The organism is Microbacterium sp. Se63.02b (assembly GCF_014171575.1).
Taxonomy (GTDB): Bacteria; Actinomycetota; Actinomycetes; order Actinomycetales; family Microbacteriaceae; genus Microbacterium.
This window is the reverse complement of sequence record NZ_CP050453.1, coordinates 3,349,384-3,374,576: the sequence shown is the minus strand read 5'-3', so window position 1 is coordinate 3,374,576 and position 25,193 is coordinate 3,349,384. Positions and strand designations below refer to the sequence as shown.

Genomic DNA, 25,193 nt, shown 5'->3' with positions numbered 1-25,193 from the left:
GTCAGGCATGGCTGACAAGCCCAACATCCTCATCATCTGGGGCGATGACATCGGCATCGCCAACCTGAGCACGTACTCCGACGGGCTCATGGGCTACCGGACGCCGAACATCGACCGGATCGCCGACGAGGGCGTGAAGTTCACCGACTACTACGGCGAGCAGAGCTGCACCGCCGGTCGTGCCGCCTTCATCACCGGACAGAACCCGTACCGCACCGGACTCACCAAGGTGGGCATGCCGGGTGCGAAGCTGGGGCTCCAGCCCGAGGACCCCACGATCGCCGACGCGCTCAAGCACCACGGGTACGCCACGGGTCAGTTCGGCAAGAACCACCTCGGCGACCGCGACGAGCATCTGCCGACCGCCCACGGCTTCGACGAGTTCTTCGGCAACCTGTACCACCTCAACGCGGAGGAGGAGCCGGAGCATCCGGACTACCCGACCGACGAGGAGTTCCCCGGCTTCAGCGAGAGGTTCCGTCCCCGTGGTGTCATCCATTCGTGGGCGGGAGAGGACGGGACGCAACGGATCGAGGACACCGGCCCGCTGACGAAGAAGCGCATGGAGACGGTCGACGAGGAGTTCCGCGACGCCGCCGCCGACTTCATCCGCACCCAGGCCGCGGACGACACCCCCTTCTTCGTGTGGTTCAACTCGACGCATATGCACTTCCGCACCCACACGAAGGAGCAGAGCAAGGGACGCGCAGGGCGCTGGCAGTCGAACTACCACGACACGATGCTCGATCATGATGATGTCGTCGGGAGCCTGCTCGACCTGCTCGACGAACTCGGGCTCGCTGAGAACACGATCGTCATGTACTCGACCGACAACGGCCCGCACATGAACAGCTGGCCGGACGCCGGGATGACCCCGTTCCGCAACGAGAAGAACTCCAACTGGGAAGGCGCCTACCGCGTCCCCGCGATGGTCCGCTGGCCGGGACGCATCCCCGCCGGTACGACGCTCAACGGGATCGTGAGCCACAACGACTGGTTCGTCACGCTGTTGGCGGCCGTGGGTGACGATGACATCGCCGAGCGGCTGAAGTCGGGCACGGCGCTGCACGGCACCGACTACAAGGTGCACCTCGACGGGCACAACCAGCTCGACTACATCACGGGGGCCGCCGAGCACAGTCCACGGCGGCACTTCTTCTACGTCTCGGACGACGGAGACCTCACGGCGCTGCGCTTCGAGAACTGGAAGCTCGTGTTCCTCGAGCAGCGCGCCGCGGGCACCCTCCAGGTCTGGCAGGAGCCCTACATCGAGCTGCGCTTCCCGAAGCTCTTCAACCTCCGGACGGATCCCTTCGAACGCGCCGACATCACGTCGAACACGTACTGGGACTGGGTGCTCGACCACGTGTTCCTGATGATCCCCGCGCAGGCGTACGTCGCGAAGATGCTGGGCACTCTCGCCGAGTTCCCCGCCCGACAGGAGTCGGCCTCGTTCACCATCAACCAGGTCATGGCGAAGCTGGATTCGACGGTCGGGAGCTCCTGAGCGTCGGTCAGTCCGCGGCGCGGAGCTCCTCGATGACGCGATCGACGATCACATCGGTCGCGAGGCCATAGCGCTCGTGCAGCGTCGGCAGGGCTCCCGCGTCGAGGAAGCGGTCGGGCAACGCGACGGGCACGACGCGGCGGGTGGCTCCGCGACGCACCAGGGCGGAGGCGACCGTCTCGAACAGCCCCCGACCACGGTGTGGTTCTCGAGGGTGAGCGCGAGCCGCGGGGTGTCGAGTTCGCGCAGGACCGTCTCCTCATCGAACGGCTTGATGGTCGGGGTGTGCACGACGGCGACGTCGATCCGGTGTGCGGCGAGACGCTCCGCAGCCTGCAGAGCGCGCATCGTCATCAGGCCGCTGGAGACGAAGACCACATCGTTGCCCGGACGCACGACCTTGGCCTTGCCGAGCTCGAAGGAGTAGTCGTACTCGTCTAGGATCGTCGGCACCTTCCCCCGGAGCAGGCGGAGGTAGGTCGGCCCCGCGGATGCGGCGAGCTGCGGCACCGCCTGCGCGATGTCGACCGAGTCGCAGGGGTCGACGATCGTGAGGTTGGGCATGCCGCGGAAGATCGCGATGTCCTCGGTCGCCTGGTGGCTGGGTCCGTACCCGGTGGTGAGTCCGGGAAGGCCCCCGACGACGTTGACGTTGAGGTTCGGCTCGGCGATGTCGAGGGCGATGAAGTCGTACGCGCGGCGAGAGGCGAACACGGAGTAGGTCGAGGCGAAGGGGATGAGCCCCACCTCCGCCATGCCGGCGGCAGCGCCGAAGAGCAGCTGCTCGGCCATGCCCATCTGGAAGAACCGCTCGGGGTGCGCGTCGCGGAAGACGTGCATGTCGGTGTACTTGGCCAGGTCGGCGCTGAGGCCGACGACCCGCTGGTCGGTGTCGGCGAGTCGGGCGAGCGCTTCGCCGAACGGCGCGGACGCCGTCTTCTGCCCCGGCTCGGCGAACGACGCGATCATCGCCGATGTCTTCAGCTTCGGCTTCGTGGGGGTGGTCATCTGTTCGCTCCTTCGTAGCCGGCGATGAGCTGCTCGCGGCTGATCGCCCACTCGTGTTCGTCGATGCGCATGAAGTGGTTCTTCTCGCGGTCCTCCAACAGGGGGACGCCCTTGCCGACCTTCACGTCGAAGAGGATCACCTGCGGTGCGCCCACCGGGTCGCGGTCGTCTATCGCGTCGAACGCGGCGAGGATCGCTTCCGGGTCGTTGCCGTCGACACGCTGGGTGCGCCAGCCGAACGACGCCCACTTGTCCTCGGCGGGTTCGAGGGACAGGACGTCGGCGGTCGGGCCGTCGGCCTGCAGCGCGTTCATGTCGACCAGCGCGGTGAGGTTGCCGAGCCGATGCGAGGCAGCGCCCATCGCTGACTCCCACGTCGATCCCTCGTTCAGCTCACCGTCGGAGAGGAAGGTGAACACGCGGGCATCGCTGCCCTGGTGGCGAAGGCCCAGTGCCATGCCCACCGCGACTGTGAGGCCATGGCCGAGCGAGCCGCCGGAGATCTCCATGCCGGGGGTGTAGCTCGCCATCCCCGACATGGGAAGACGCGAGTCGTCGGAGCCGTAGGTGTCGAGTTCCTCCTGCGGGATGACGCCCGCCTCGGCCAGTGCGGCGTAGAGCGCGATCGCATAGTGGCCGGTGGAGAGCAGGAACCGGTCGCGGTCGTCCCAGTGCGGGTCGTCCGCGCGGTGGCGCAGCTGGTCGAGGTACACCGCGGCGAGCACGTCGGCGGCGCCGAGCGCCTGGCCCACGTAGCCCTGTCCCTGCACCTCACCCATGTGGAGGGCGTTCAGGCGGATGCGGTGGGCGCTGTCGCGGATGCGTCGCGCGCGGTCGGATGCGGTGGCGGTCGTCATCGGGTTCCTTCGGTGGCAGGGGCGGCGACGGCGACGGCGACGTCGGACGGTGGGGTCGCGTCGCCGACGCGGATGGGAGCCGTCTCTCGGGTGACGGCTGCGACGGACGTGGAGATGATGCCCAGGGCCACGAAGAGCAGAGCAGGGCCGAGCCATCCCACGCCGGCGTAGAGTGCCGTCGCGAGGAAGGGAAGCAGACCCGCGACGATCGACGCGCCGTTGTAGCCGAGCGAGATGCCGGACGAGCGCACATCCCGGGAGAAGAGTTCGCTGAACCAACTCGACTCGACCGCGAAGATCGGGTCGTGGCTGAAGAGCAGGCTCAGGGCGACCGCGACGATGATCATGATCACGGCGCCGGTGTTGATGAGAAGGAACATCGGGATGCCGAACAGGATCGTGAAGATCGCGCCGATGAGGAAGACGCGCTTGCGCCCGATCCGGTCGCTGAGCGCCCCGTAGAGGAGGTGCGATCCGAGTCCGAGTGCGGAGCCGATCATGGTTCCCCACAGCACGTACTGCGAGTCGCTGATCGCGGCCAGCCCGACGTACGAGAGCACGAAGCTGGTGGTGATGTAGTAGCCGCCGGTCTCGGCCAGACGGAGTCCGATGATCCGCAACACCAGTCGCCAGTCCTGCTTGAGCACCTGGAGGGCGGGCTGCTTGTGGATCTCTCCGGCCTGCTTCATCTTCTCGAACTCGGGGGACTCCTTCACGCCGAGGCGGATCCAGAGACCGATAGCGACCATCACGATCGAGAGCAGGAAGGGCACGCGCCACACCCAGTCACCCTCGAACAGGGCGTTCGAGGCCAGGAAGGTGCCGTTCGCGAGGAGCAGCCCGGCCGGGATGCCGATCTGGGGCACGGAGCCGAAGAACCCGCGACGCTGCGCCGGGGCATGTTCGACGGCCATCAGCACCGCGCCTCCCCATTCGGCGCCGAAGCCGATCCCCTGCACGGCCCGCAGGAGGATCAGCAGGATCGGAGCGAGGACTCCCACCATCTCGTACGTCGGGAGCAGCCCGACGAGGAAGGTGGCGGCGCCCATCACGATGAGCGATGCCAGCAGGACCGTCTTGCGGCCGATGCGGTCACCGAAATGTCCTGCGAGGTAGCCGCCGAGCGGGCGGAAGAAGAAGCCGACAGCCAGCACCGCGAACGACTGCAGCACGCCGACGATCGGGTCTTCGGCATGGAAGAAGACGGAGCCGAAGTAGGCGGCCGACGCGGTGCCGTAGATGAAGAAGTCGTATGACTCGACGGCGGTGCCGATCATCGATGCGATCGACACCTTGACGGGGTTGTCGCGCTGCGGTGTGCGCGCCGGGGGACGGGTGATGTTGACCATGGGTGTTCCTCCTTGAACAGGGCGGTGAGTGGTGGTGGCCGTCAGCGACGGCGGTAGGTCTCGATCACGCGCGAGTCGTCGCGCGTGCCGAGGCCGTCTGCCTGGGCGGCGAGGTAGCGCTCGCGTGCGGCGTCGAGCAGGGGACTCTCGGCTCCGGCGGCGCGGGCGGCGTCGTACACGAGTCCCGAGTCCTTGACGAAGATGTTGATCTGGCTGGTGACCTCGACGTCGGTGCCTTCGAGCATCCGTGGGCCGCGGTCGGACAGCATCCAGGATCCGGCGGCGCCGGATTCGAGCAGGGGCAGCACCTCGGCCGGGTCGAGTCCCAGTGCCGTCGCCAGAGCGAGCGCTTCCGCGGCGGCCACGATGTGCACGGAGCAGAGGTGCTGGTTGACGACCTTGATGGCCTGTCCGCGCCCGACCTCGTCGCCGACGATGCGCACGGCGCCGAACCGCGAGAGGACCGGTTCGAGGCGGGCGATCGACGCTTCCGCTCCGGACGCGAAGATGGTGAGTTCGCCGGTGCGAGCTCGCGCGACACCGCCGGTGACCGGGGCGTCGACCACCGCGGCGCCGGCGTCGGTCAGTCGTGCGGCGGCCGAGACGACGGCCTCGGGTCCGACGGTGCTCATCACGGCCCAGAGCTGTCCGCGCACGGCTCCGGCGGCCAGGGCCTGGTCGACGAGTGTGTCGAGCTGGTCGGGGGTCGCGACCATCGCCACCACGACCGCGGCCGCAGGTGCGTCGCCGATGGCCCCGACCGTCGCGGCTCCGACCGCCTGTGCGCGTTCGCGGGCGCCGGGGAAGGGGTCGACGCCGGTGACGTCGATCCCGCCGTCCACGAGGCGCTGGAGCATGGGGAGTCCGATCGCACCCAACCCGACGAATGTGACTGCTGCGGCGGTGTCCGGCATGACTCGCTGACCTCCATTGGTCCGTGTGGCCGATGATCTGAGAATTGGTTAACCAATCTGTGGATCAGAATACGACCGCGAAGCGGGCATGTCAAGATTGGTTATACCAATCCCGTGCTCAACGGTGTGCGGCGATCGGCAGCGACTGCCAGTTGCGGAAGTGCTCGCGCATCGCGGCTCGCGCCGCCTCGGCGTCTCCGGCCTCGAGCGCGTCCACGATCGGGTAGTGGACGCTGTCCGTGCGCAGGACGCCGTCGGCGTCCAGGGTCTCCACGGCGACCGCATCCAGCCGTCGCACGCGGATCGTCTCGCGCAGCACGTGGCTCAGCCCCTCGTGGATGAGGCGGAGCACCGGATTGTCGACCATGCTCTGGAGGCTCCGGTGAAACGCGACGTCTGCCTCGAAGGCCGCCTCGTGGTCGCCGGACCGCGTCGCGGCGACCATCTGATCGACGAGTTCGCGCAGGTGGGCGACGTCGATCGCGGTCGCGCGTGCGGCGGCGGCCTCGGCGACGGCCTCTTCCAGGAGCACGCGCGATTCGGCGAACTGGCTGTCGGTCAGGTAGCCGAGTTCCCTCGCGATGGTGAAGTAGCTGCGGACGAAGTCGTCGCCCGGAGCGTCGATGTACGTACCGCGACCCTGGGTGCGGTGGAGGAAGCCGAGGCGCTCGAGCACGGCGAGGTGCTCGCGCAGCGCCCCGCGACTCATCCCCAGTGCATCGCCGAGTTCGCGCTCCGGCGGCAGGCGCCGCGCCGAGGAGCCCTCCTCTTCGACGGCGAGGGCGACGAGGCGGGAGACGAGCGTCTCCAAGGTCGTGGTCACGGCGGCTCCGATTGGTCGACCTTTATGATATCCGCGCCGCGGTCAGGCCAGGAGGCCCCGACGACTGGCGGATGATCAGTTCATGCGCCGTCGTGATGGTCCGCGCCTCGTCGCTCGCCGGGCGGAGGATGAGCGAGACCGCGTGCTGACCCATCTCGAGCATGGGGATGCGCGCCGTGGTGAGCGCGGGCGCCACGTCCGGCGCGACGGCGATGTCGTCGAAGCCGACCACCGACATCTCCTCCGGCACGCGGATGCCGTGCTGGCGCAGTTCGCTGAGGATGCCGATGGCCATCGCGTCGTTGAGCCCGACGATGGCCGTGAGGCCCCGGTCGAGCAGCTCGCGCGCACCGGCGATGCCGCCCTCGCGCGTGAACGCCTTGGAGACCACGGTGAGCTCGACGCCAGGATCGCTGGTGCCCTCGCGGAGCCCGGCGATGCGATCGGCCACCGTGTTCAGCTCGGGGGCCCTGCGACCACGCCGATCCGGCGATGCCCGAGATCTGCGAGGTGTCGTCCGACGGAGACGCCGGCGCGATGGTTGTCGGGGAGCACCGCATCGACGGGGAGGTGGTGGCGGCCGATCACCGCGACGCGTCCTCCCGCGGCCGTGAAGTCCAGCAGCGCCTCCGCCATCGGCTGCTCGATCGCGGGGTCGGCGTACCCGGAGCCGGCGATGATGATGGAGCCGATGCGCTGTCGCAGCAGCGACTTCACCTGGGCCAGTTCGCTGTCGGGCGTGCGGTCGGCCTGAGCGATCTGCACGGATCGGTTCTGCTGCGTCGCACTGCGGATCACGCCGCTGGCGATGTCGGAGAAGTAGGGGTCGCCGATCTCGTGCACGACGAGTCCGATGGTGGGCACGAGCCCCCGGCGAGGCCGCGCGCATGCATGTTGGGCTCGTAGCCGAGCGCCTGGGCGATGCCGCGGACGTGTTCGGCGACCTCGGGCGAGATCCCCGATCCGCCGGACATCGCTCTCGACGCACTCGCCAGGGAGACGCCGGCGGCTTCGGCCACATCGATGAGTCGTGGCGCGCCCTCACGCTTCACGAAGCCTCCCCCTGAGGAGCAAGATCGACGCTGATTGCGCTGTAGGTTGCTCTTCGTTCTTCCCTCCCACTATAGTGGCGGAAGCGCTTACGAAAGCGCTTTCGCTACGATGACGTAGGAGACTCGGATGACTGCACCCAGACACGGTCGACGGATCGCTGCCGCGATCGGAACGCTTTCGATCGCCGCGCTCACGGTTTCGGCCTGTTCCGGAACCGGAGACCAGGGCGAAGGGGGTGGCGGCTCCGACGATCCGATCGTCATCGGCATCTCCCTCCCGCTCACCGGAGACTTCTCGGAGCCGGGCAAGGGCGTCGAACGCGGCTACGAGGCCTGGCGCGACATCGTCAACGAGAACGGCGGCCTCCTCGGTCGTCAGGTCGAGCTCAAGATCCTCGACGACCAGTCGAACGCCGACCGCGTCGTCTCCGACTACGAGTCCTTGATCGCGCAGGACGGCGTCGACCTCGTGTTCGGTCCGTTCTCCACCCGGCTCGTCGTCCCGTCCGCCCGGGTCGCGCAGGAGTACGGCATGCTCTTCGTCGAGCCGGCCGGAGCCGCGGAGGAGGTCTTCGAGCAGGGCTTCGACAACCTCTTCTACGCCGCGCCCGCGATCGCCAACGACCACTACAACAACCTCGCGGACTACCTGCTGGCCCTCCCCGAGGACCAGCGCCCGGAGACCGCGGCCGTCGCCGCCATGGACGACCCCTTCGCCCAGGGCACCGCCTACGGCCTCAGGGACAAGCTGGAAGAAGCCGGGGTCGAGATCCTCGTGAACGAGGTCTACCCGCCCAACACGACGGACTTCTCCACGATCGCCGCGAAGATCGCGCAGTCCGACGCCGACATCGTCATCGGCGGCACGCAGTACCAGGACGCGGTCAACCTGATCATCGCGCTGCAGCAGCTGAATTATCAGCCCGAGCTCGCCGCGTTCTCGACCGCGCCGACCAACCCGGAGTTCGCCGCAGCCATCGGCGGCGCGACGGAGGGCATCCTGGCGCCGACGGGGTACTCGCCCAAGTCGCAGTTCCCGAGCAACATCGAGTTCGTCGAGAAGTACACCGAGATGCACGGCAACCCGCCGTCGGAGGATGAGGCGAACGCGTACACGACCGGCCAGGTCGTCGCCGCCGCCGTCGAGGCCGTCGGATGCGCCGAGCAGGGCGACTGCCAGCAGGAGCTCATCGACTGGCTGCGCGACAACGAGGTCGAGACCGTGGTCGGACCCCTCAGCTGGGACGAGACGGGCAAGCCCACCGGCGCCCACCTCATCCAGCAGTGGATCGACGGCGAGATCCTGATCGTCCTGCCCGAAGACGTCAAGGAAGCCGACTTCCTGTTCCCGAAGCCGACGTGGTGATCCGCACGTGAGTGGAGCACTGCTGCTGCAAAGCCTGATCCTCGGCGTCCTGCTGGGAGGGCTCTACGCCCTCCTGGCGGCCGGGCTCACGCTGTACTTCGGAATCATGCGCGTCGTCATGATCGCGCACTCCGCCTTCCTGATCCTCGCGGCGTACCTCGCGTGGTGGTTCAACCGCGAGACGGGGATCGACCCGCTGGTGTCGCTCGTCGTCACGGTCCCGCTGTTCTTCCTCACCGGTGTCGTCATGCAACGTCTGCTGGTGTCGAGGCTCAAGCCGTTGACGCTGACCATGATGTCGGTGCTGCTCACCTTCGCGGTGGCGCTCATCATCGAGGGGGCGCTCGGGTTCTTCTTCACCGGCACCCAGCGCCGCATCCCGCTGCCGTACGCGAGTGCGAGTCTGGACTTCTTCGGCGCCCAGGTGCCGGTGGTGAAGCTCATCGCGTTCGGTCTCGCGGCCGTGGCCCTCGCCCTGCTGTTCGTGCTGCTGAAGTACACGAAGTTCGGGCAGGCGCTGCGGGCGACGATCCAGCACCCCGAGGCCGCACGCCTGGTCGGCATCAACACCGACCGGGTCGCCGGCTACGGATTCGGACTCGGACTCGCCACGGCGGCGATCGGCGGCACCGCGCTCTCGCTCGACGCCACGATCTACCCCTCGCTGCACTGGCACTGGATCGGGCCGCTCATGGCGATCATCGTCGTCGGCGGACTCGGCAGCATCCCCGGAGCGGCCATCGCGGCCCTCGTCCTCGGGGTCGCGCAGAGCCTGCTCCAGCTCCCACTGGGACCGACGTGGGCGCAGACGGTCTTCTACGTCGCGCTGTTCGCCACGCTCATGTTCCGTCCGCAAGGATTCTTCGGAGGTCGTCTTGCCCAGCGTTTCTAGCAGAGAGCCGATCGCCACCGAGACGGTCGTGGTCGCCCCGCCCGCACCCGTGCGGCGGAAGTCGAGCAGATGGGTGGGCCTCGTCCTGCTCGTGGTCGGCGCCGCGCTCGTGCTGTCCTTCCCGCTGATCGCCCCGAACCCGTACATCCTGTCGGCGGGCGTCGTCATCCTCAACTACGCCGTGCTGTCGACGGGGTGGAACTTCATGGGCGGCTTCACGGGATACATCTCCCTCGGGCATGCCGCCTACTTCGGACTCGGCGCATACGGCACCGGGCTGCTCATCAAGTACCTGGATCTGCCGGGATTCGTCGCCTGGATCCTCGCGGCGGTGCTCGTCTCGATCATCGCGATCCCCATCGGCATCGCCGCCCTCCGGGTGCGCGGCGCCTCGTTCGTGATCGTGTCGATCGCCTTCGTCCTCATCATGCTGCTGGTGTTCCAGAGCTGGCGCGAGGTCACCGGCGGCTCCGAGGGGCTCAACGTCCCGCGTCCGTTCGACGTGCTGCGGCCCGAGCACCACCGCATCTTCTACTACCTGTTCGCGGGCCTGCTGGCCTTCGCCCTCGTCGTGTGGTGGATCATCGACCGGTCCAAGTTCGGCACCGCACTCAAGTCGGTCCGCGAAGACGAGGACAAGGCGCAGGCGCTCGGCGTGCCCACCACGCGGTACAAGCTGATCGCCTACGTCCTGTCGGCGTTGTTCGTCTCGCTCGGCGGCGGACTCTACGCGCTGTGGTTCGGCGACCTGGACCCCATCTTCCAGTTCTCGATCCTCATCGGCTCGTACATGGTGCTGATGGCCCTGCTCGGCGGAGTGCGCAACCTCTTCGGACCGCTGCTCGGAGCCGTCGTCGTCGGCATCGCGCTCGAGTACTTCAAGCTCGAGTTCGGCGACACGCAGTTCCACCTCATCGCCACCGGCATCCTCCTCGGCATCGTCGTGCTCTTCATGCCCGACGGGATCATCCCCGCCGTGAAGGGACTGTTCACCCGGTCCTCGAACGCCGCGTCGATCCGCGAGGTCACCGCCGGCGAGCTGCTCGAGCAGAACAGGGCCCGAACAGCGGATGCCTCGACGAAGGAGACGTCGTCATGAACGCCCCAACGGCACAGTCCACCCGCACGCTCGAGAGCCTGAGCACGGTCGAGATGACCAAGTCCTTCGGCGGCGTCACCGCCGTCGACGGGGCGACGGTCACCTTCCAGGAGGGCAAGGTCAACGGCCTGATCGGGCCGAACGGCTCGGGCAAGACCACCTTCTTCAACTGCGTGACCGGCATGATCAAGCCCGACTCGGGCGAGGTCCGCTACCGGGGGCAGGCGATCACCCGCAAGTCGCCCGACCGCATCGCCCGCGCCGGCATCGGCCGCAGTTTCCAGCTGTGCCGGGTCTTCCCGCGCATGACCGTGATGGAGAACCTGCTCGTGGCGGTGCGCAGCACGAGCATCCGCCAGCAGTTGCGCTCGGCACACGATCCCGACGAGTTGGAGCGGGCGCGCGGCTGGCTGCGACGCGTCGGCATCGACCACCTCGAGCACGCCGAGGCCCGCAACCTCAGCTACGGCCAGCAGAAGCTGCTGGAGCTGGCGGGCGTGCTCATGGGTGAGCCCGACACGATCATGCTCGACGAGCCGGCCGGTGGGGTGAACCCGGCGCTGATCGGACGCATCGCCACGCTCGTGCGCGAGCTCAACGAGGAGGGCAAGACGTTCATCATCGTCGAGCACAACATGGAGATGGTCATGAGCCTGTGCGACCACGTCGTGGTGTTCGACCGCGGGCGCCAGATCGCCGAGGGAACGCCCGAGATCATCCAGCAAGACCCGCGAGTCCTGGAGGCCTACCTTGGAGTCTGAAGCGAAGAACCTGCTGGAGCTGCGCGACATCGAAGCCGGCTACGGCCGTGCGGCCCTCGTGCTCCGCGGACTCACCGTCGAGGTGCCGCCCGGATCGGTGGTCTGCCTCGTCGGACCCAACGGCGCCGGCAAGTCGACCGTGCTCAAGGTGGCCAGCGGCATGCTCAAGCCCCGGTCGGGCAGCATCCGCGTCGACGGCCGCGACATCACCGGCGAGGGGCCGCAGTCGATGCTGCGTCACGGACTCGCGCACGTGCTGCAGGGGCACAGCGTGTTCCGGGAGATGACGGTCGGCGAGAACGTGATGCTCGGCGCCTTCACCCTCAAGGATCAGAAGGTCATCCAGGAGCGGGTCGAGTTCGTGCAGAACCTCTTCCCGATCGTGGGGGAGCGGTGGAAGCAGCTCGCCGGATTGCTCTCGGGCGGACAGCAGAAGCAGGTCGAGTTCGCGCGGTCGCTCATGGTGAGCCCGAAGGTCGTGCTCCTCGACGAGCCGTCGATGGGCCTCGACCCCAAGACCACCGAGAAGGTGTTCGAGCAGATCGTGCGCATGCGCGATGCGGGCACCGCCGTGCTGCTCGTGGAGCAGAACGCGCGGCGGGCGCTCGAGACCGCCGACATCGGGTGCGTGCTCGACCTCGGCCGGGTGCACATCTCGGGTCCGGCATCCGAGCTGCTCGCGGATCCGACCCTCGCCGCGCTGTATCTCGGCGGCAAGCCCGCCGTCCCCGACGCGGGATGAACCTCCGGCGGGAGGAGGCAGCGACTGCCTCCTCCCGCCCTTCTCGTCCATCTGGCGGAAGCGCTTGCGAAAGCGGTTACGCCCCGACCTGCTGTACCGCTCCACGCCTTCCCCGCTGCAGTGCCGCCCCGGAGAAGGAGCACGACCATCGGCACGACACCACACGACGACGACGTTGAGAGGTCTCTGATGCACGAACGAATCATGCGCCCCGCGAGCTCGAACACTCGATCGGCAGCACCTCCTCCTCGGTCCTTCGGCGTGCGACGAACGGGTGCGCTGGTCGCCGCGGTGGCCGTCGTCGGAGCCCTGCTCACGGCGGCCCCGCGGCTGCGGCCGAGCCGTTCACCGAGCTGATCGACTTCGAGGCGTACCAGCGTGTCGCGTTGAACGGGCAGGACGGCTGGACGTCGTCCGCGGCTCCCCGGGTGATCGCCGACCCGTTGAACGGCAACAACCAGGTCGTCGAGTCCGTGGGAGGCGGTCAGCAGTCGTATCGCGCGATCCCGGCCATCGCCGAGGGCACCACCGGAACGCTCTTCTTCCGGTTCCTGCGCACCGGCAGCGTCGACACCTCGTTCGGCCTCACCGACGTGGATGCGCCGAACGACTACGTGAACAGTCGCGCCTACGTGAACAACCAGAACGACGACGTGCTGCGCGTGCGCGACGGCGGAGCGTTCAAGCCGGCCGGCGTGTGGTCGAAGGACGCGTGGCAGTGCGTGTGGATCGTCGCCGACAACGCGGCAGACAAGGTCACCGTGTACAGCCAGGGCGGCGCCTATGAGGAGCAGACGCGACTCCCGGAGGGGACCGAGCAGCAGTTCGGCTTCCGCCAGGCGGTGAACGGCGCGCTCGACCGGTTCTTCTGGAAGAACGGCGCCACGAGCACCGGACGCCTGCTGCTCGACGACGTCGCCGTCGACACCACGGGGAGAACCTCGCGATCGCCACCGGCAACCCCGGCGACTGCGCCCCCGGCGGCACGGCCAATGAGCCGCTGCTCAACCCGCTCCCCGACCCCGCGCTCGCCGACCTCGGCATCGAGGTGACCGAGCTCGCGCAGCTGCCGAAGTCGCAGACGACCCCGGCCACGCAGGATCAGCGGCTGGTGCGGCACAACCGCATCACGCACCTCGACGAGGTGCCCGACGACTCCGGCCGGCTGATGGTGCCCGACAACAACGACATCCTGTACCTGGTCGACAAGGAGTCGGGCGAGTACGTGCCGTACCTCAACGTGCGGAACGAGTTCATCGACAACTTCCACAACAGTGCAGGTCTGGGCACGGGTCTCGGGTCCGCGGAATTCCACCCCGACTTCGCCGAGAACGGTCTGTTCTACACCGTTCACACCGAGGGCGGCACGGCGCTGACGGAGGACACCCCCGACTTCCCCGCGTTCGGCACCACCGCGTTCCACAGCGTGATCACCGAGTGGAAGGCGAGCGATCCATCCGCCGAGACCTTCGCCGGCACGCACCGCGAGGTCATGCGCATCCCGTTCGCCGGTCGCGTGCACACCGTGCAGCAGATCGCGTTCAACCCCACCGTCGAGGACGGCGACGCCGACTACGGCAACCTCTACATCCTCGTCGGGGACGGCGGCAACGGCGTCGGCAACGGCAACCCGCAGGACCTCGCCACACCGCAGGGCAAGATCCTGCGCGTGAACCCGACGGGTGACGACAGCGAGAACGGCGAATACGGCGTGCCGGCGGACAACCCGTTCGTCGACGACGCCGATGCGCTGCCCGAGATCTACGCGGTCGGCATGCGCGACCCGCACCGGATCAGCTGGGACACCGAGGGCGACCACACCATGTATCTCGCGCACATCGGCGAGTGGCAGGTCGAGTCGGTCTATGCCGTCGAACCGGGCGACAACTTCGGCTGGTCGGTGCGCGAGGGGTCGTTCCTGGCCGACAACCGGCAGATCTTCCCGCTGCCGGAGGACGATGCCGAGAACGGGTTCACCTACCCGGTTGCCGCCTACGATCACAACCGAGACCCCGGTCAGACCGGTGACGCCGGGGTGGCCGTGAACGGCGGATTCGTCTACCGCGGCGACATCCCCGAACTGCAGGGTCGCTACCTGTTCACCGACCTCGTCCGTGGCTGGGTGCTGTCGACCGACGCCGATGAGATGGTGCGCAACGACGGCGACATCGACGACCTCGCCACGATCGAGGAGCTGCGGGTCTTCGCCGATGGCGAGGAGACCACGTTCCAGGAGCTGGTCGGCGACAAGCGCGTCGACCTGCGATTCGGGTCCGACGCCGACGGCGAGCTCTACCTCGTCTCCAAGGCCAACGGCAAGATCTGGAAGGTGACGGGCGCGCGGGAGGTCGATGAGCCGACCAACCCGTTCGTCCTGCCGGCGCTCGCGCCGAACGTCGTCACGCACCACGACTTCGATCACCCGGATGCCGCGAAGCCGACCGTCGAGGTCGACCAGGGGCGCTCGGGCACCGACATCTCGCTGATCAACGGCGGGGTGGAGATGCGCGTGGCCGACCGCGCCTACCCCGGTGCGGGAGAGGCGCTGCAGACGCAGCAGATGAGTCCGCGGACGGCATCGAACGACGACTGGAAGGCGGGCGTCTACGACGCGAACGGCGTCGATTCGCTCGACGCGTTCGCCGGCACCGACAAGGCCTCTGTCATGGGCTGGTTCAAGCCGACCGGCGATCACCCGGCCCTGAACTCGGGCACGGCGAACCCCGACGACGTGTACAACGCGATCGGTCTCGCGGGCGTGCTCACCGGCACCTCCGACGGACACGCGGTGCGGGCGCTGCTCGAGGTGATCACGGTCGACGGCGAGCTCAAGCTCGTGGCGCTCGGGCGCCGCGTCGACGGTGCAGGGTCGTGGACGTTCGCGGCCGACCTGCCGTGGAACGAGATCCTCAAGAAGGGGCAGTGGGTGCACCTCGCCGCGACCTTCGACTTCGCCGCGGGCGAGATGAAGCTGTTCATGAACGGCGAGGAGCTCGCAGGGAAGTACACCGCGGCCAATCCGTGGGGTGCGGGATCCACATCCGACACCGCACCGGCCGGGATCAAGATCGGCGGCAGCTTCCCGCAGAACACGCGTGAGGCCAACCCGTTCAACGGTCGGATGGACGACATCATGCTGCTCGACACGGTTCCCACCGCCGAGCAGGTCGCCGCGCAGTACGCGCTGTACGCCGTGCCGCCGGTCGAACCGCCGACCCCGCCGACCTGCACCCCGGATGGCCTGGTCATCTCGGACGTCATGTCGGAGGAGGACTGGGCGCCGCGGACACCCGCGAAGTGGGACTTCCCCGGCGACCAGATCGTGCTCACCGAGGCGGGGACCAACCCGAACGACGGCATCCGACGTCCGTTCGAGTACGCGGTCCTCACCGAGGGGCCGGAACTCGGATCGTTCGACCTCACCGGAGAGGTGCGGCTGGACGAGAAGGCGTCGGTCAACAACCGTGATGTGATCCTCGTGTTCGGCTGGAAGTCGGATACGGAGTACTACTACGCGCACCTCTCGCAGGACAACTCGATCTACCCGCACAACGGCATCTTCAAGGTGAACAAGGCCGACCGTGAGCGGATCGACGACCAGTGGGACGGGACCGTGGGGGCGCCGCCGGCCGTCACCGACGAGGAGTGGCACGACGTGCGCCTGGTCCGGTGCGCCGACAGCGGCGACATCGCCGTCTACGTCGACGGGCTCGACACCCCGCTGCTGACCGCGAACGACAAGACGTTCACCGAGGGTCGGGTGGGCTTCGGCTCGTTCGACAACTTCGGACGCCTCCGCGACCTCACCGTCACGGCGGCGAAGACCGACACCACGGCCCCCGTGGCGACGGTCAAGAGCGGCGCGGAGTTCACGGTGGGTCGCGACGGCGTCTACAGCCGGGTGTCGTTCAAGCTCCAGGATGAGGGGAAGATCGATCGGCTGACCCTCAACGGGGTCGAGAAGGATCTGACCGACAACACCTGGTCCGACCTGAACCACGTGAAGCCCGGCGTGTTCGGTGCCGTGGCCGGGACGAACACCCTGGTCGTGTACGACGTGGCAGGCAACGCCACCACGGTGACCTTCACGCTTGACGTGATGGCTCCCACCGTCACGGTCAAGACGGGGGCGCAGTTCACGGTCGGCGCGGACGGGACCTACAGCCTCGTCTCGTACAAGCTGAACGACGCCGGCAAGATCGATCGCCTCACGCTGAACGGTGTGACGAAGGACCTCACCGACAACGTCTGGTCCGACCTCAATGCGGTGAAGCCGGGGGCGTTCGGCGCCGTGGCCGGTGCGAACACGTTGGTCGTGTACGACGTGGCGGGCAACGCCACGACGGTGCCGTTCACGCTGGTCACCGCGGGCGGATAGCGGCTCGGCAGGTCTACGGGCAGGGGGCGGAATCCGCCTCCTGCCCGTGGGTGTGCGCCGCGCCCGACCCTGTGAGCTCAAGCGCGGTTCCACGGCGGGGTCGGGAACTCGCTGGGCGGCTCCGGCCACCCGATCGCGAGCGCGCACACCGTCACGACCGCCACGACGCTCACGATGGTCAGCACGACAGACGCGATGCGCATGCCCCTGGTCGCCGGGAAGGCGCCGCCGCGCAGCACCGCGAAGGAAGCGCCGAGGAGTCCGAGCCACACCACCAGGCCGAAGATCCCGAACGCGACGCCGATACCGCTCTCGTCGTCCCAGTAGCTCCTCGTGATGAAACCGCCCGACCAGCCGAGTCCGGCGAGGCTGAACCAGCCGGCGCCCATCACGCCGCTCACGGTCGCGACGAGCCAGAGGAGGAGCCCGCTGAAGAGACGCATGAAGGGGACACTACAGGTCGGGCCTGCGCCCAGGACGACCAGGCTCGCCCCAGCAAGCCCGGCTACCCTCGGGGCATGCGCCGAATCGTCGTCCTCCCTCTCGTCCTCGCCATCGGCCTTCTCGCGGGATGCTCGCAGGTGACGCAGCTGGCGGGCGACGCCATGGGCATCGATGTCGAGGCGACCTGCACGACCATCGACGAGGCGTACGGGCAGTATCAGTCGCTGCTGGATCAGGGCCAGGTGTCGGCGGAGCAGGCCGACGCCGCGCGGGATGACCTCGTCGCGTCGCTCGACGGCCTCGCGCAGAACGTCGACGGCCAGTTGGGCGATCTCATCCGCTCGGGCGCCGAGAAGATCGGCGGGATGACCGACCTCACGGCGCCTGAGACCATCGAGGCCATCGAGCAGCTCAAGGACTCGACCGCGGCGTTCTGCGGCTGAGCGGGAGCGACCGCGTTCGCGAAGACCGCGCTCGCCGCTCCTGGCTCAATCCTGCATGCGTGGGTCTGCGCGATGGAGACTGTCTGTGTCTCCGTCGGTCGACGGCGCGGAAGGGAGGACGATGACGACCGTCTTCCCGCTGTCCGTCTCCGTGGTCATCCCTGTGCGCAACGATGCCCGCCTGCTGGAGGTGTGTCTCGCGGCCGTCGAGCGGCAGACACGTCCCGCGGACGAGGTCGTCGTCGTCGACAACGGCAGCACGGACGACACCGTCGTCGTCGCCGAGCGGTTCGGGGCGCGGGTGGTGACGGAACCGGTGCCGGGGATCCCCCGGGCGTCGGCCGCGGGTACGACGCGGCGACGGGCGACATCATCGCGCGGCTGGATGCCGACTCCCGGCCGGGACCGGACTGGGTCGCCCGCATCGAGCGTGCCTTCCGTGAGCGTGACGACCTCGACTTCGTCACCGGTGATCCGCGGTTCTACGGTTCGACCCCGCTCGTGCACTGGGTGGGCGAGCACCTCTACATCGGCGGGATGTACACGGTGCTCACGCCGCTGCTCGGGCACGCGCCGCTGTTCGGCTCGAACATGGCCATGCGCGCCGAGACGTGGAGGACCCTGAGCGGCGAGGTGCATCGCGACGCGCAGAACATCCATGACGACTTCGACCTGTCGTTCCATGTCCGACCGGGCATGACCGTGCTTCGCGACAGAGGGCTCGTCGTCGAGGTCTCGGCGCGACCGTTCCAGGACTGGGCCTCGCTGCGACGGCGACTGAGCTTCGTGCTCCCCACGGTGCGCCTGCATCTGCCGCAGGAGGCGCCGCACCGGCGCAGGCAGGCCCGACGTGACGCTGCGGCACCGACGACGGGCGCGTGAATCAGCCCGGAGCGCGGGCGTAGAGGGCGAGCAGATCGGCCGTCAACTGGTGCGGCGTCGTCTCGCTCGGGCTGTGACCGGTCGGATAGACGCGGAAGTCGGCGCCGATCTCGCGGGCGTACCGTTCGTGCGCGGCGACGGGCCACAGGTCGTGCGTTCCGGTCGCAACCAGCTTCGGCATCGTGAGCGTGCGCACGCCTTCGCGGACGTCAGGGGTCGCCATCATCAGGCCGATGATCTCGTCGACGCTGCGCCGGCTCGTGAGCGCGAAGCGCGACCGCACGAACGCGAGTCGGCGAGGAGGGACGCGGTTCTTGTTCGTCACGATGCCCCAGATCATGAGCCCGGCGCCTCGACGCGGGCTCGTGACCGGTGCGAGCGGCCCGAGCCACCTCATGCTCGCGAAGACGTTCCCGACGCCCGGGGAGCGGTGAGGAGCGCGAGGGAGCGGACGAGCTCGGGACGACGGACCGTGACGAGCTGCGCGAGCGTGCCGGCGAACGAGTACCCCAGCAGATGCGCCGGTGCGCCCGCTTCGAGGAAGGCGATCAGATCGCCGATGAACAGCTCGGACGAGTATGTCGCATCGGCGCCGGCCGCGTGCGATTCGTACTGCCCTGCGAGGTCGAAGGACTGCACGAAGTAGCCGGCATCGACGAGCAGGGGCAGCATCAGGGTGAAGTCCTCCTTCGAACCCGTGACCCCCGGCACCAGCACGACGCGGGGGTGAGTGGGATCCCCGACTTCGATCACCGCCAGGTCTCCGCTCGGCGCCGGGAACCGCCGGCGCCGGGCCCCGTCGGGCGGGACGGTCCAGTCGATGTCGCCGATCGACGCGTCGAGTGCGGCGGGCGCAAGGGAGGACGGTCCGCGGCGTGAATCTGTCGACACGCTGACACGGTACTCCCGGGCGCGTGGTCGTGGCCGGATCGCGCGCCGCGGTCGGCGGGCTCTCGCCCTGCCGCGGCCTCGCCCGGTGGCGTGTCGCGACGGCTCACAGAGCCGGCGCGGCGACTCCCGGGTCCTGCTCCAGCATCACTCGTGCCAGGACGACGAATCCGACGGTGTCGGCTCGCCCGGTGACGAGGGAGCGGGCCGCGTTGGTGCGGACGAAGCCGAGCCCGTCGATCGCGCTCAACACCCGCTCGCGCATCTCCGCCGCAATGATCTGCCTCTTGACCTTATGGGCAGGAGCCGTCACCATGTGGTGAACCGATTCACCGTGTGAGAGGAAGGGCTCGATGATGAGCGAAGCGTGGGACGTGTGCGGCACTCGGGGCGAGGCGCCGCCTCTGAGCAGGCGAACATTCATGTTGGGCGCGACGGGAATTGTCGTCGCGTCCATGGTGGGGTGGAGTTCTCCGCACACAAATCCGGCCGCGGCCGCGTCGGATGTGATCGTCGAGTTCGACGCGGCCACGAACAGCTGGACGCTCGGGACGGCCGCGATCACCAAGAAGATCTCCCTGGTCGGCGGTGTGTTCCGGATGACATCCCTGGTCTCGAACGCGGGAACGACCGACTTCGTCGGCGGAGCGTCGAACTCGCAGGAGTTCCTGTTCACCTGGAACGGAACGGTGCTCGGGGGCGGGTCAGGGGGCTGGGGGCTGCAGGCGCAGTCGTCGCAGAATCAGCCCGATGGATCCGTCCGACTCGATCTCGTTCTCGTGCGGAGCGGTCTCACCGTCACCCGGAGCTACACCGTGTACCCGGAGACGGGCGTCATCGCCGAGCGGACCATCATCCACAATGTCTCGGGCAGCGCGTCCACCCTCACGAACCCTGCTTTCCTCACGCACTCCCTTCTCGGCGGCGCGGTTGCCGGCACGACCCTCTCCTACATGACGGGTGGTGGGAACTTCACCGGCTCCGGCATCTTGAAGGAGGTGCCGCTCACCTCCAGCTACAGCCGAGCGTTCGACTCTCATGACCAGGCAGAGATCATCGAGGTGGACGGGCACACGACTCCCGGTCTGGGCTCGTACAGCAACGGCACCTCGATCTACGACACGTTCTTCGCCCTGGAGAACGTCGCGACGAAGGATCGACTGTGGTTCACCTTCGACTACAACGGGCACTGGGTGAGCCAGATCGTCAGTCAGACAACCGGTCTCAGTGCCGTCGTCCAGTCCTACACACCGGCGTTGAGCATCCCGGCGAACGGTTCGATCGAACTCCCGCTGGTCACGCTCGGTGTGGCCAGCGGCGATGTCGATGACCTCGGGAACGCCATCGGCGACTACACATACCGCTACCTCTGGGACTACACCCGATCGATCGTTCCCAGTGGTGGTTGGCAGTGGCGCTCCGCACCTCAGCTGCCCAACGCCGTCGCCTCCGCGAACTACACGCGCTACATCGGCGCGGGTCTCGTGCACATCGACGACAACTGGTACGACAGGAAGGGCGACTGGAAGCCTGCACTCGCCAGCGACGACATCACCGCTCTCAGCAGCTACGTCAGAAAGTCCGGCATCCAGCTCAAGATGTGGATGCCGTTCTGGCACATCGATCGTGGGTCGGAGGTGCTCGATGCACACCCGAACTGGCTCGTGAACGGATCGTCTGCCACGTTCTACGGGCTTCACCTCGACCTCGCGAACGGCGATGCGGCCGCGTGGGCGCGGGCGAAAGCGGACGCGGCGCAAGCGGACTGGGGCGGGTACCGATGGCGCTACGACGGGATGCCGTCCTGGCCGGCAGGGGGCGACGAGAGCACCATGCTCCTGCAGTCCCAGGCGTTTCTCGGGTTGCTCAAATCCGTGAAGGACGGCCACAGCGATGCCACCATCGACGGGTGTGCCTCAGGAGGAGAGACACTTCTGATGGGGGCCGTCCGGTTCAGCGACAGCCAGCAGACGACGGACGGCAACGCGCATCACTACTCCGGCTACTACCAGTCTCTGAAGCTGCCGATCGACAAGATCTCTCACACGTTCGCGTCCGAGCCGTCGATCGCGACAGGGTTCAGCCAGGTGACGCAGTATTCCGAATCCGTCGCAGAGAGCACCCGGAAGTACATCGCGCTGCAACGATGGCTCACGGATCAGGGAATGGTGGGCCGCTGGGTCAAGGTTTATCGTCCTCCCGTGGTGGGCGGGGACCACACCTACGTGCTCCAGCGATCCTCGGGTGATCAGAAGCGGTCCTATCTCACCTTCTCGAGCTATACGCCGTACTTCGGCAGTGCGGTGACGGTTCATCCGAAGGGCCTGCTGCCGACTCACAGTTATGCGTTGAGGATGTGGAAGACGCCCGGCTTCGCGCAGACGAAGACGGGCGCGCAGTGGATGACGGATGGTGTGCCGATCGCAGCGCTGAAGGAGGGGGAGATCCTCCTCTTCAATCTCACGGACTATCCGGGATCCGGTCAGCAGACGACGGCGCCGGCGGCCCCGACCGCCGCGACGAAGACCCTGTCGAACTACCTCGGCGCGAGCGGCACGGAGATCAACTGGACGATGGCCTCGGCGACGTCGTGGGTGTCGTATGTGGAGATCGTGAAGAACGGTGCAGTGATCGACAAGGTCTCGCGAGGAACGTTCTGGTTCGGGGCAGGGCACGGGAGCGACGCGTCGTACGCGGTGCGAGCCGTCACCGGTGATGAGGTGCGGTCGAGTGCGACAGCCGTCCCGCTCGCTTCCGGAGGAGTGAGTGGACCCGCGTCGCCGCCCCCGGTCGTGCCGACCACGACGCAACTCGCCACGGCGTTCGCTCTGACTCAGGGCGCGAACAACTGGGCCTACCTCCAGCGCGACAGGCGTTCGTCATCGACGCTCTATCTGACCAACATGAAGGCCGACTCCACCAACAACCGCTGGGTGGGTGACGAGCCGTACACGCTCGCCTTCGCCGGTGCGCTGAGCCCGCAGGCGCCCCATGATGCGGTGGTCAAGTGGTTCGCACCGAAGGCCGGGAGAGTGCGGGTGAGTGGGAAGGCGTCCCTGGCGCAGCCAGGACAGGGAGGAGACGGGACGACGCTCACGATCGCTGCGGGGGGAGAGGTGCCGTCGTACCTGGGGGATGTGCTGTGGGGTCCCCAGGCCATGCCGGGGGACTCGAGCGCGGAGGTGGGTTTCGACCTCGAGAGAGACGTGAACGCCGGAGATGCGATCTACTTCATCGCTGCGCAGAACGACGATCATTACTTCGACGTGACGAACTGGGACCCGAAGATCGAGTACGTCTGATCCGATAGTCCGCACGACGTCCGCGAGTCCCGCCTAGCGGGTGGGGCTCGCGGTCGTCGATTCCCGGACCACGAGGTGCGTGTCCATGACGGTGTGGGAATGCCGGTGGTCTGCGTCGAACTCGGCGAGCAGCAGCGAGGCGGCAAGGGTTCCCATGTCGTATCGCGGCGTGGAGATGGTCGTCACCGGAATGGGGGACAGCTGCGTCTGGTCGATGTTGTTGTACCCGACGATGGCGATGTCGTCGGGCACGAGGACCCCGCGGCGCAGGAGGGCGCCTTGCACGGCGAGTGCGAGGGAGTCGTTCGCGCAGAACAACGCCGAGGGGCGCTGTGGAAGATCGAGGATGCGGTCGCCGACCTCGGTCCGTTGCAGGATGCTGGAGCCGGCGGCGTCGATCCGTTGCATCGCCCGGGGTCCAGTCCAGCGGCCTCCAGCGCTGCGCGTGCTCCGGCCAGGCGCTCTGAGATCTGGCGTTCGCCGCCCGGCCCGCCCACGAACAGGATCTCGCGATGGCCGAGGGCCAGCAGATGGTCTGCCGCAGCCCGCCCGCCGGCGAAGTCGTCGAAGGCGATCGTGCAGGCATCGATGTCCGAGGACGCTTCTCCGAGAAGGACGAATCGTCCACCCGACTGCCGGAGCCGCTGCAGGTGGGGGGCGACCGTCGCCAGCGACGTCGGCATGACGATCGCGCCGGCGACCCTCATCTCCGTCAGGGCCCGCACGTAGCTGATCTCCCTGGCGTCGATGCCGTCGGTGTTGCAGGCGACGACCACGTAGCCGGACTCCCGAGCCTTGTCTTCGACGCCCCTGGCCAGATCCGTGAAGAACGGATCGGGGGAGTCGGGAACGATGAGCCCGATAGCCAGGCTCCGATGGCCGCGCATGACACGGCTCGCGTTGTTGGGCACGAAGCCGAGACGAGCGATCGTCTCCTCGATCCGCTGTCGGGTGTCTGGTGCGATGGGCTTGGTGTCGTTGAGGAAGTTGGAGACGGTGCCGACGGAGACTCCTGCCGCGTGTGCGACATCGCGGATCGTCGCGTTCGTCATGGTGTCCTCTTCGTCTGGAGATTCACATCAGGCTAGCGGTTGCGAACCTCTGTGAGCTAGCATACGGTGAAACGGTTCACCAATGTTCCGCACTCACGAGTCGAAGACGACTCCCGATGAAAGGCACCGCATTGAAGTACGGAAAGAGCTTGACCGCACTGGCGGTGGTCGGCGTCGCTGCCGCGTCACTCTCCGCGTGCGCAAGCGACCAGCCCGCTGGCGACGAGGCCACCACTTTGACCGTCTGGGGCGCCCAGTCGACGCCACAGGCGACCAAAGACATTCTCGACGCCTACGCGGAAGAGAGCGGCGTGGAGATGGAGTTCGTGACCATCCCCGACGGGTTCGAGGCGAACGTCATGACCAAGTGGACCACGGGGCAGCGTCCCGACATCCTCTTCGGGCAGTCGTCGAACCTGTTCCTCAGCCAGCTCGACGCGAAGAAGAACCTCCAGGACCTGTCCGATATGCCGTTCGTCTCGAAGACGCTGTTCGGTCTCGCGGACTCCGGCACCCTCGACGGAGTCCACTACACGGCAACCACCGGGTTCCCGTCCGTCTTCGGCGTCTTCTACAACAAAGACGTGTTTGCCGAGGCGGGCGTCGACGTTCCGGAGACCGCGGAGGAGTTCGCGGCTGCGCTCGAAACCTTCCAGGAGCAGGGTATCGACGGCGTCGCGATCGCCGGGGGTGACACCTGGACCCTGCAGCTGCCGTACATCACAGCGCTGACGGACGCTGTCGATGCCGGATTCGTCGATGACCTCAACGCGAACGAAGCCGGCTACGACAGCAGCGACGCGGTCATCGAGGCCTTGGAGTGGGAGAAGTCCCTCGTCGACGACGGATACTCGAACGCGGACTGGAAGACCGCGACGTTCGCGGACCAGGCGGCGAAGCTGCAGAGCGGCGACGTCGCAATGGTGATCCAGGCGTCCTGGATGCTGCCGTCGCTGACGGGCGACACCGACAACCTCGGCTTCTTCGGATTGCCGAACGAATCGGGCAAGGTGATGTGGCAGACATCCAACCTCACCTCGATCCAAGCTGCGAAGACCGGCGACGAGGCGAAAGAGTCTGCCGCGCGCGACTTCATCGAGTGGGTCACCACGGGTGACGGCTACCCGCAGTACCTGGAGATGACGAAAGAGCCGTCGGTGATCGACGGAGTCGCCGATCCCGAGGGTGTCTCGCCGCTCCAGCAGGAGGTCGCTGCGTCGTTCACAGGAGACGGCATCCCGAGCGACGGAATGCGAGCGCTCTCGAGCCCGTCCGGCCTCGATACCCTGATCTCGCAACTCCTGATCGGCTCGCTCACAGCCGAGGAGGTCGCGACGCAGATGCAGACGACCTTCGTGGACAACGCGAAGATCGCCGGGATCCCCGGCTTCTGAGTGGTGCACCGGATGGGGCGCTGTGCGCCCCATCCGGTCC

At 67.6% G+C, this 25,193-nt stretch carries 23 protein-coding genes and 4 pseudogenes; 13 read left to right on the top strand and 14 right to left on the bottom strand.

Features of this window, described 5'->3' with window-relative positions; all coding sequences use genetic code 11:
* The first annotated feature begins 7 nt into the window (after nt 1-7).
* Nucleotides 8-1,507 carry an arylsulfatase gene (locus G4G29_RS16805; RefSeq protein WP_183150893.1) on the top strand — a complete coding sequence of 500 codons (1,500 nt, stop codon included), beginning with the start codon at nt 8-10 and terminating at the stop codon, nt 1,505-1,507.
* Between the two features lie 7 nt (nt 1,508-1,514).
* Here G4G29_RS16805 and G4G29_RS16800 read toward each other — a convergent pair.
* The 8 genes and pseudogenes from G4G29_RS16800 to G4G29_RS22710 all read right to left on the bottom strand — a co-directional run bounded on the left by G4G29_RS16800 (nt 1,515) and on the right by G4G29_RS22710 (nt 7,432).
* Nucleotides 1,515-2,515 (bottom strand): annotated as a pseudogene (locus G4G29_RS16800) (transketolase C-terminal domain-containing protein).
* Nucleotides 2,512-3,372: a transketolase gene (locus tag G4G29_RS16795; RefSeq protein ID WP_183150892.1), complete on the bottom strand. Its 861-nt coding sequence runs from the start codon at nt 3,370-3,372 to the stop codon at nt 2,512-2,514. The pseudogene G4G29_RS16800 and the gene G4G29_RS16795 overlap by 4 nt, the downstream one beginning before the upstream one ends.
* Nucleotides 3,369-4,721 carry an MFS transporter gene (locus G4G29_RS16790; protein ID WP_183150891.1) on the bottom strand — a complete coding sequence of 451 codons (1,353 nt, stop codon included), beginning with the start codon at nt 4,719-4,721 and terminating at the stop codon, nt 3,369-3,371. Before G4G29_RS16790 ends, G4G29_RS16795 begins: the two co-directional genes overlap by 4 nt.
* Before the next feature lie 41 nt (nt 4,722-4,762).
* Nucleotides 4,763-5,635 carry an NAD(P)-dependent oxidoreductase gene (locus G4G29_RS16785; protein ID WP_183150890.1) on the bottom strand — a complete coding sequence of 291 codons (873 nt, stop codon included), beginning with the start codon at nt 5,633-5,635 and terminating at the stop codon, nt 4,763-4,765.
* A gap of 118 nt (nt 5,636-5,753) precedes the next feature.
* Nucleotides 5,754-6,458 (bottom strand): FCD domain-containing protein, encoded by a 705-nt coding sequence (locus G4G29_RS16780; RefSeq protein WP_244632135.1) that lies wholly within the window; start codon nt 6,456-6,458, stop codon nt 5,754-5,756.
* Nucleotides 6,459-6,480: 22 nt separating this feature from the next.
* Complete coding sequence (locus G4G29_RS22720; RefSeq protein ID WP_244632134.1) at nt 6,481-6,909, bottom strand: substrate-binding domain-containing protein; 429 nt, start codon at nt 6,907-6,909, stop codon at nt 6,481-6,483.
* A 5-nt stretch (nt 6,910-6,914) separates the two neighbouring features.
* Nucleotides 6,915-7,322: a substrate-binding domain-containing protein gene (locus tag G4G29_RS22715; RefSeq protein ID WP_244632133.1), complete on the bottom strand. Its 408-nt coding sequence runs from the start codon at nt 7,320-7,322 to the stop codon at nt 6,915-6,917.
* Nucleotides 7,253-7,432 carry a hypothetical protein gene (locus G4G29_RS22710; protein WP_244632615.1) on the bottom strand — a complete coding sequence of 60 codons (180 nt, stop codon included), beginning with the start codon at nt 7,430-7,432 and terminating at the stop codon, nt 7,253-7,255. Before G4G29_RS22710 ends, G4G29_RS22715 begins: the two co-directional genes overlap by 70 nt.
* Nucleotides 7,433-7,637: 205 nt before the next feature.
* Here G4G29_RS22710 and G4G29_RS16770 point away from each other — a divergent pair, with 205 nt between their 5' ends.
* The 7 genes from G4G29_RS16770 (at nt 7,638) to G4G29_RS16745 (ending at nt 16,748) form a co-directional block, all read left to right on the top strand.
* Nucleotides 7,638-8,876, top strand: a complete 1,239-nt coding sequence (locus G4G29_RS16770; RefSeq protein ID WP_202045322.1) for an amino acid ABC transporter substrate-binding protein — start codon at nt 7,638-7,640, stop codon at nt 8,874-8,876.
* A 7-nt stretch (nt 8,877-8,883) separates the two neighbouring features.
* The gene (locus G4G29_RS16765) at nt 8,884-9,768 is read left to right on the top strand and encodes a branched-chain amino acid ABC transporter permease (RefSeq protein WP_183150889.1); all 885 of its coding nucleotides are present in this window, start codon (nt 8,884-8,886) and stop codon (nt 9,766-9,768) included.
* On the top strand, nt 9,752-10,867 hold the full coding sequence (locus G4G29_RS16760) for a branched-chain amino acid ABC transporter permease (RefSeq protein WP_244632132.1): 1,116 nt from the start codon (nt 9,752-9,754) through the stop codon (nt 10,865-10,867). Before G4G29_RS16765 ends, G4G29_RS16760 begins: the two co-directional genes overlap by 17 nt.
* Nucleotides 10,864-11,628 carry an ABC transporter ATP-binding protein gene (locus G4G29_RS16755; RefSeq protein ID WP_183150888.1) on the top strand — a complete coding sequence of 255 codons (765 nt, stop codon included), beginning with the start codon at nt 10,864-10,866 and terminating at the stop codon, nt 11,626-11,628. Before G4G29_RS16760 ends, G4G29_RS16755 begins: the two co-directional genes overlap by 4 nt.
* Entirely contained in the window at nt 11,618-12,370 is a 753-nt protein-coding gene (locus G4G29_RS16750) for an ABC transporter ATP-binding protein (protein WP_183150887.1), read from the top strand. The genes G4G29_RS16755 and G4G29_RS16750 overlap by 11 nt, the downstream gene beginning before the upstream one ends.
* 386 nt (nt 12,371-12,756) lie before the next feature.
* Complete coding sequence (locus G4G29_RS22705; protein WP_244632131.1) at nt 12,757-13,422, top strand: hypothetical protein; 666 nt, start codon at nt 12,757-12,759, stop codon at nt 13,420-13,422.
* Entirely contained in the window at nt 13,419-16,748 is a 3,330-nt protein-coding gene (locus G4G29_RS16745) for a PQQ-dependent sugar dehydrogenase (protein WP_244632130.1), read from the top strand. Before G4G29_RS22705 ends, G4G29_RS16745 begins: the two co-directional genes overlap by 4 nt.
* 77 nt (nt 16,749-16,825) lie before the next feature.
* Here G4G29_RS16745 and G4G29_RS16740 read toward each other — a convergent pair whose 3' ends face one another.
* The gene (locus tag G4G29_RS16740; protein ID WP_183150886.1) at nt 16,826-17,191 is read right to left on the bottom strand and encodes a hypothetical protein; all 366 of its coding nucleotides are present in this window, start codon (nt 17,189-17,191) and stop codon (nt 16,826-16,828) included.
* A 75-nt stretch (nt 17,192-17,266) separates the two neighbouring features.
* Here G4G29_RS16740 and G4G29_RS16735 point away from each other — a divergent pair, with 75 nt between their 5' ends.
* The 3 genes and pseudogenes from G4G29_RS16735 (at nt 17,267) to G4G29_RS16730 (ending at nt 18,517) form a co-directional block, all read left to right on the top strand.
* Complete coding sequence (locus G4G29_RS16735) at nt 17,267-17,635, top strand: hypothetical protein (protein ID WP_183150885.1); 369 nt, start codon at nt 17,267-17,269, stop codon at nt 17,633-17,635.
* Between the two features lie 55 nt (nt 17,636-17,690).
* Nucleotides 17,691-17,909: pseudogene (locus G4G29_RS24200) on the top strand (glycosyltransferase); the annotation flags it as partial.
* Nucleotides 17,828-18,517 (top strand): glycosyltransferase, encoded by a 690-nt coding sequence (locus G4G29_RS16730; protein ID WP_274601195.1) that lies wholly within the window; start codon nt 17,828-17,830, stop codon nt 18,515-18,517. The pseudogene G4G29_RS24200 and the gene G4G29_RS16730, both read left to right, overlap by 82 nt.
* A 1-nt stretch (nt 18,518) precedes the next feature.
* Here G4G29_RS16730 and G4G29_RS22700 read toward each other — a convergent pair whose 3' ends face one another.
* From G4G29_RS22700 to G4G29_RS20740, 3 genes are all read right to left on the bottom strand, one after another.
* Nucleotides 18,519-18,857: a hypothetical protein gene (locus G4G29_RS22700; RefSeq protein WP_244632129.1), complete on the bottom strand. Its 339-nt coding sequence runs from the start codon at nt 18,855-18,857 to the stop codon at nt 18,519-18,521.
* 53 nt (nt 18,858-18,910) lie between these two features.
* Nucleotides 18,911-19,408, bottom strand: coding sequence for an alpha/beta fold hydrolase (locus G4G29_RS22695; protein WP_244632128.1), 498 nt, complete (start codon nt 19,406-19,408; stop codon nt 18,911-18,913).
* A 103-nt stretch (nt 19,409-19,511) separates the two neighbouring features.
* Entirely contained in the window at nt 19,512-19,721 is a 210-nt protein-coding gene (locus G4G29_RS20740) for a LacI family DNA-binding transcriptional regulator (protein ID WP_202045320.1), read from the bottom strand.
* Between the two features lie 106 nt (nt 19,722-19,827).
* On the opposite strand from G4G29_RS20740, the gene G4G29_RS16715 reads away from it, so the two are divergent.
* On the top strand, nt 19,828-22,707 hold the full coding sequence (locus G4G29_RS16715) for a hypothetical protein (RefSeq protein WP_210274189.1): 2,880 nt from the start codon (nt 19,828-19,830) through the stop codon (nt 22,705-22,707).
* 33 nt (nt 22,708-22,740) lie between these two features.
* Here G4G29_RS16715 and G4G29_RS24195 read toward each other — a convergent pair.
* Nucleotides 22,741-23,148: pseudogene (locus tag G4G29_RS24195) on the bottom strand (substrate-binding domain-containing protein); the annotation flags it as partial.
* Nucleotides 23,097-23,759, bottom strand: a pseudogene (locus tag G4G29_RS16705) (LacI family DNA-binding transcriptional regulator); the annotation flags it as partial. The pseudogenes G4G29_RS16705 and G4G29_RS24195, both read right to left, overlap by 52 nt.
* Before the next feature lie 116 nt (nt 23,760-23,875).
* On the opposite strand from G4G29_RS16705, the gene G4G29_RS16700 reads away from it, so the two are divergent.
* Nucleotides 23,876-25,153, top strand: a complete 1,278-nt coding sequence (locus G4G29_RS16700; protein ID WP_210274188.1) for an ABC transporter substrate-binding protein — start codon at nt 23,876-23,878, stop codon at nt 25,151-25,153.
* Nucleotides 25,154-25,193: the final 40 nt, after the last annotated feature.

Bases quoted from the DNA above. Each gene is read 5' to 3' on its own strand.
- G4G29_RS16805 (WP_183150893.1), top strand. From the start codon at position 8: ATGGCTGACAAGCCCAACATCCTCATCATCTGGGGCGATGACATCGGC.
- G4G29_RS16795 (WP_183150892.1), bottom strand. From the start codon at position 3,372: ATGACGACCGCCACCGCATCCGACCGCGCGCGACGCATCCGCGACAGC.
- G4G29_RS16790 (WP_183150891.1), bottom strand. From the start codon at position 4,721: ATGGTCAACATCACCCGTCCCCCGGCGCGCACACCGCAGCGCGACAAC.
- G4G29_RS16785 (WP_183150890.1), bottom strand. From the start codon at position 5,635: ATGCCGGACACCGCCGCAGCAGTCACATTCGTCGGGTTGGGTGCGATC.
- G4G29_RS22710 (WP_244632615.1), bottom strand. From the start codon at position 7,432: ATGTCCGGCGGATCGGGGATCTCGCCCGAGGTCGCCGAACACGTCCGC.
- G4G29_RS16770 (WP_202045322.1), top strand. From the start codon at position 7,638: ATGACTGCACCCAGACACGGTCGACGGATCGCTGCCGCGATCGGAACG.
- G4G29_RS16755 (WP_183150888.1), top strand. From the start codon at position 10,864: ATGAACGCCCCAACGGCACAGTCCACCCGCACGCTCGAGAGCCTGAGC.
- G4G29_RS16740 (WP_183150886.1), bottom strand. From the start codon at position 17,191: ATGCGTCTCTTCAGCGGGCTCCTCCTCTGGCTCGTCGCGACCGTGAGC.
- G4G29_RS16735 (WP_183150885.1), top strand. From the start codon at position 17,267: ATGCGCCGAATCGTCGTCCTCCCTCTCGTCCTCGCCATCGGCCTTCTC.
- G4G29_RS22700 (WP_244632129.1), bottom strand. From the start codon at position 18,857: ATGATCTGGGGCATCGTGACGAACAAGAACCGCGTCCCTCCTCGCCGA.
- G4G29_RS20740 (WP_202045320.1), bottom strand. From the start codon at position 19,721: ATGGTGACGGCTCCTGCCCATAAGGTCAAGAGGCAGATCATTGCGGCG.
- G4G29_RS16715 (WP_210274189.1), top strand. From the start codon at position 19,828: ATGTTGGGCGCGACGGGAATTGTCGTCGCGTCCATGGTGGGGTGGAGT.
- G4G29_RS16700 (WP_210274188.1), top strand. From the start codon at position 23,876: ATGAAAGGCACCGCATTGAAGTACGGAAAGAGCTTGACCGCACTGGCG.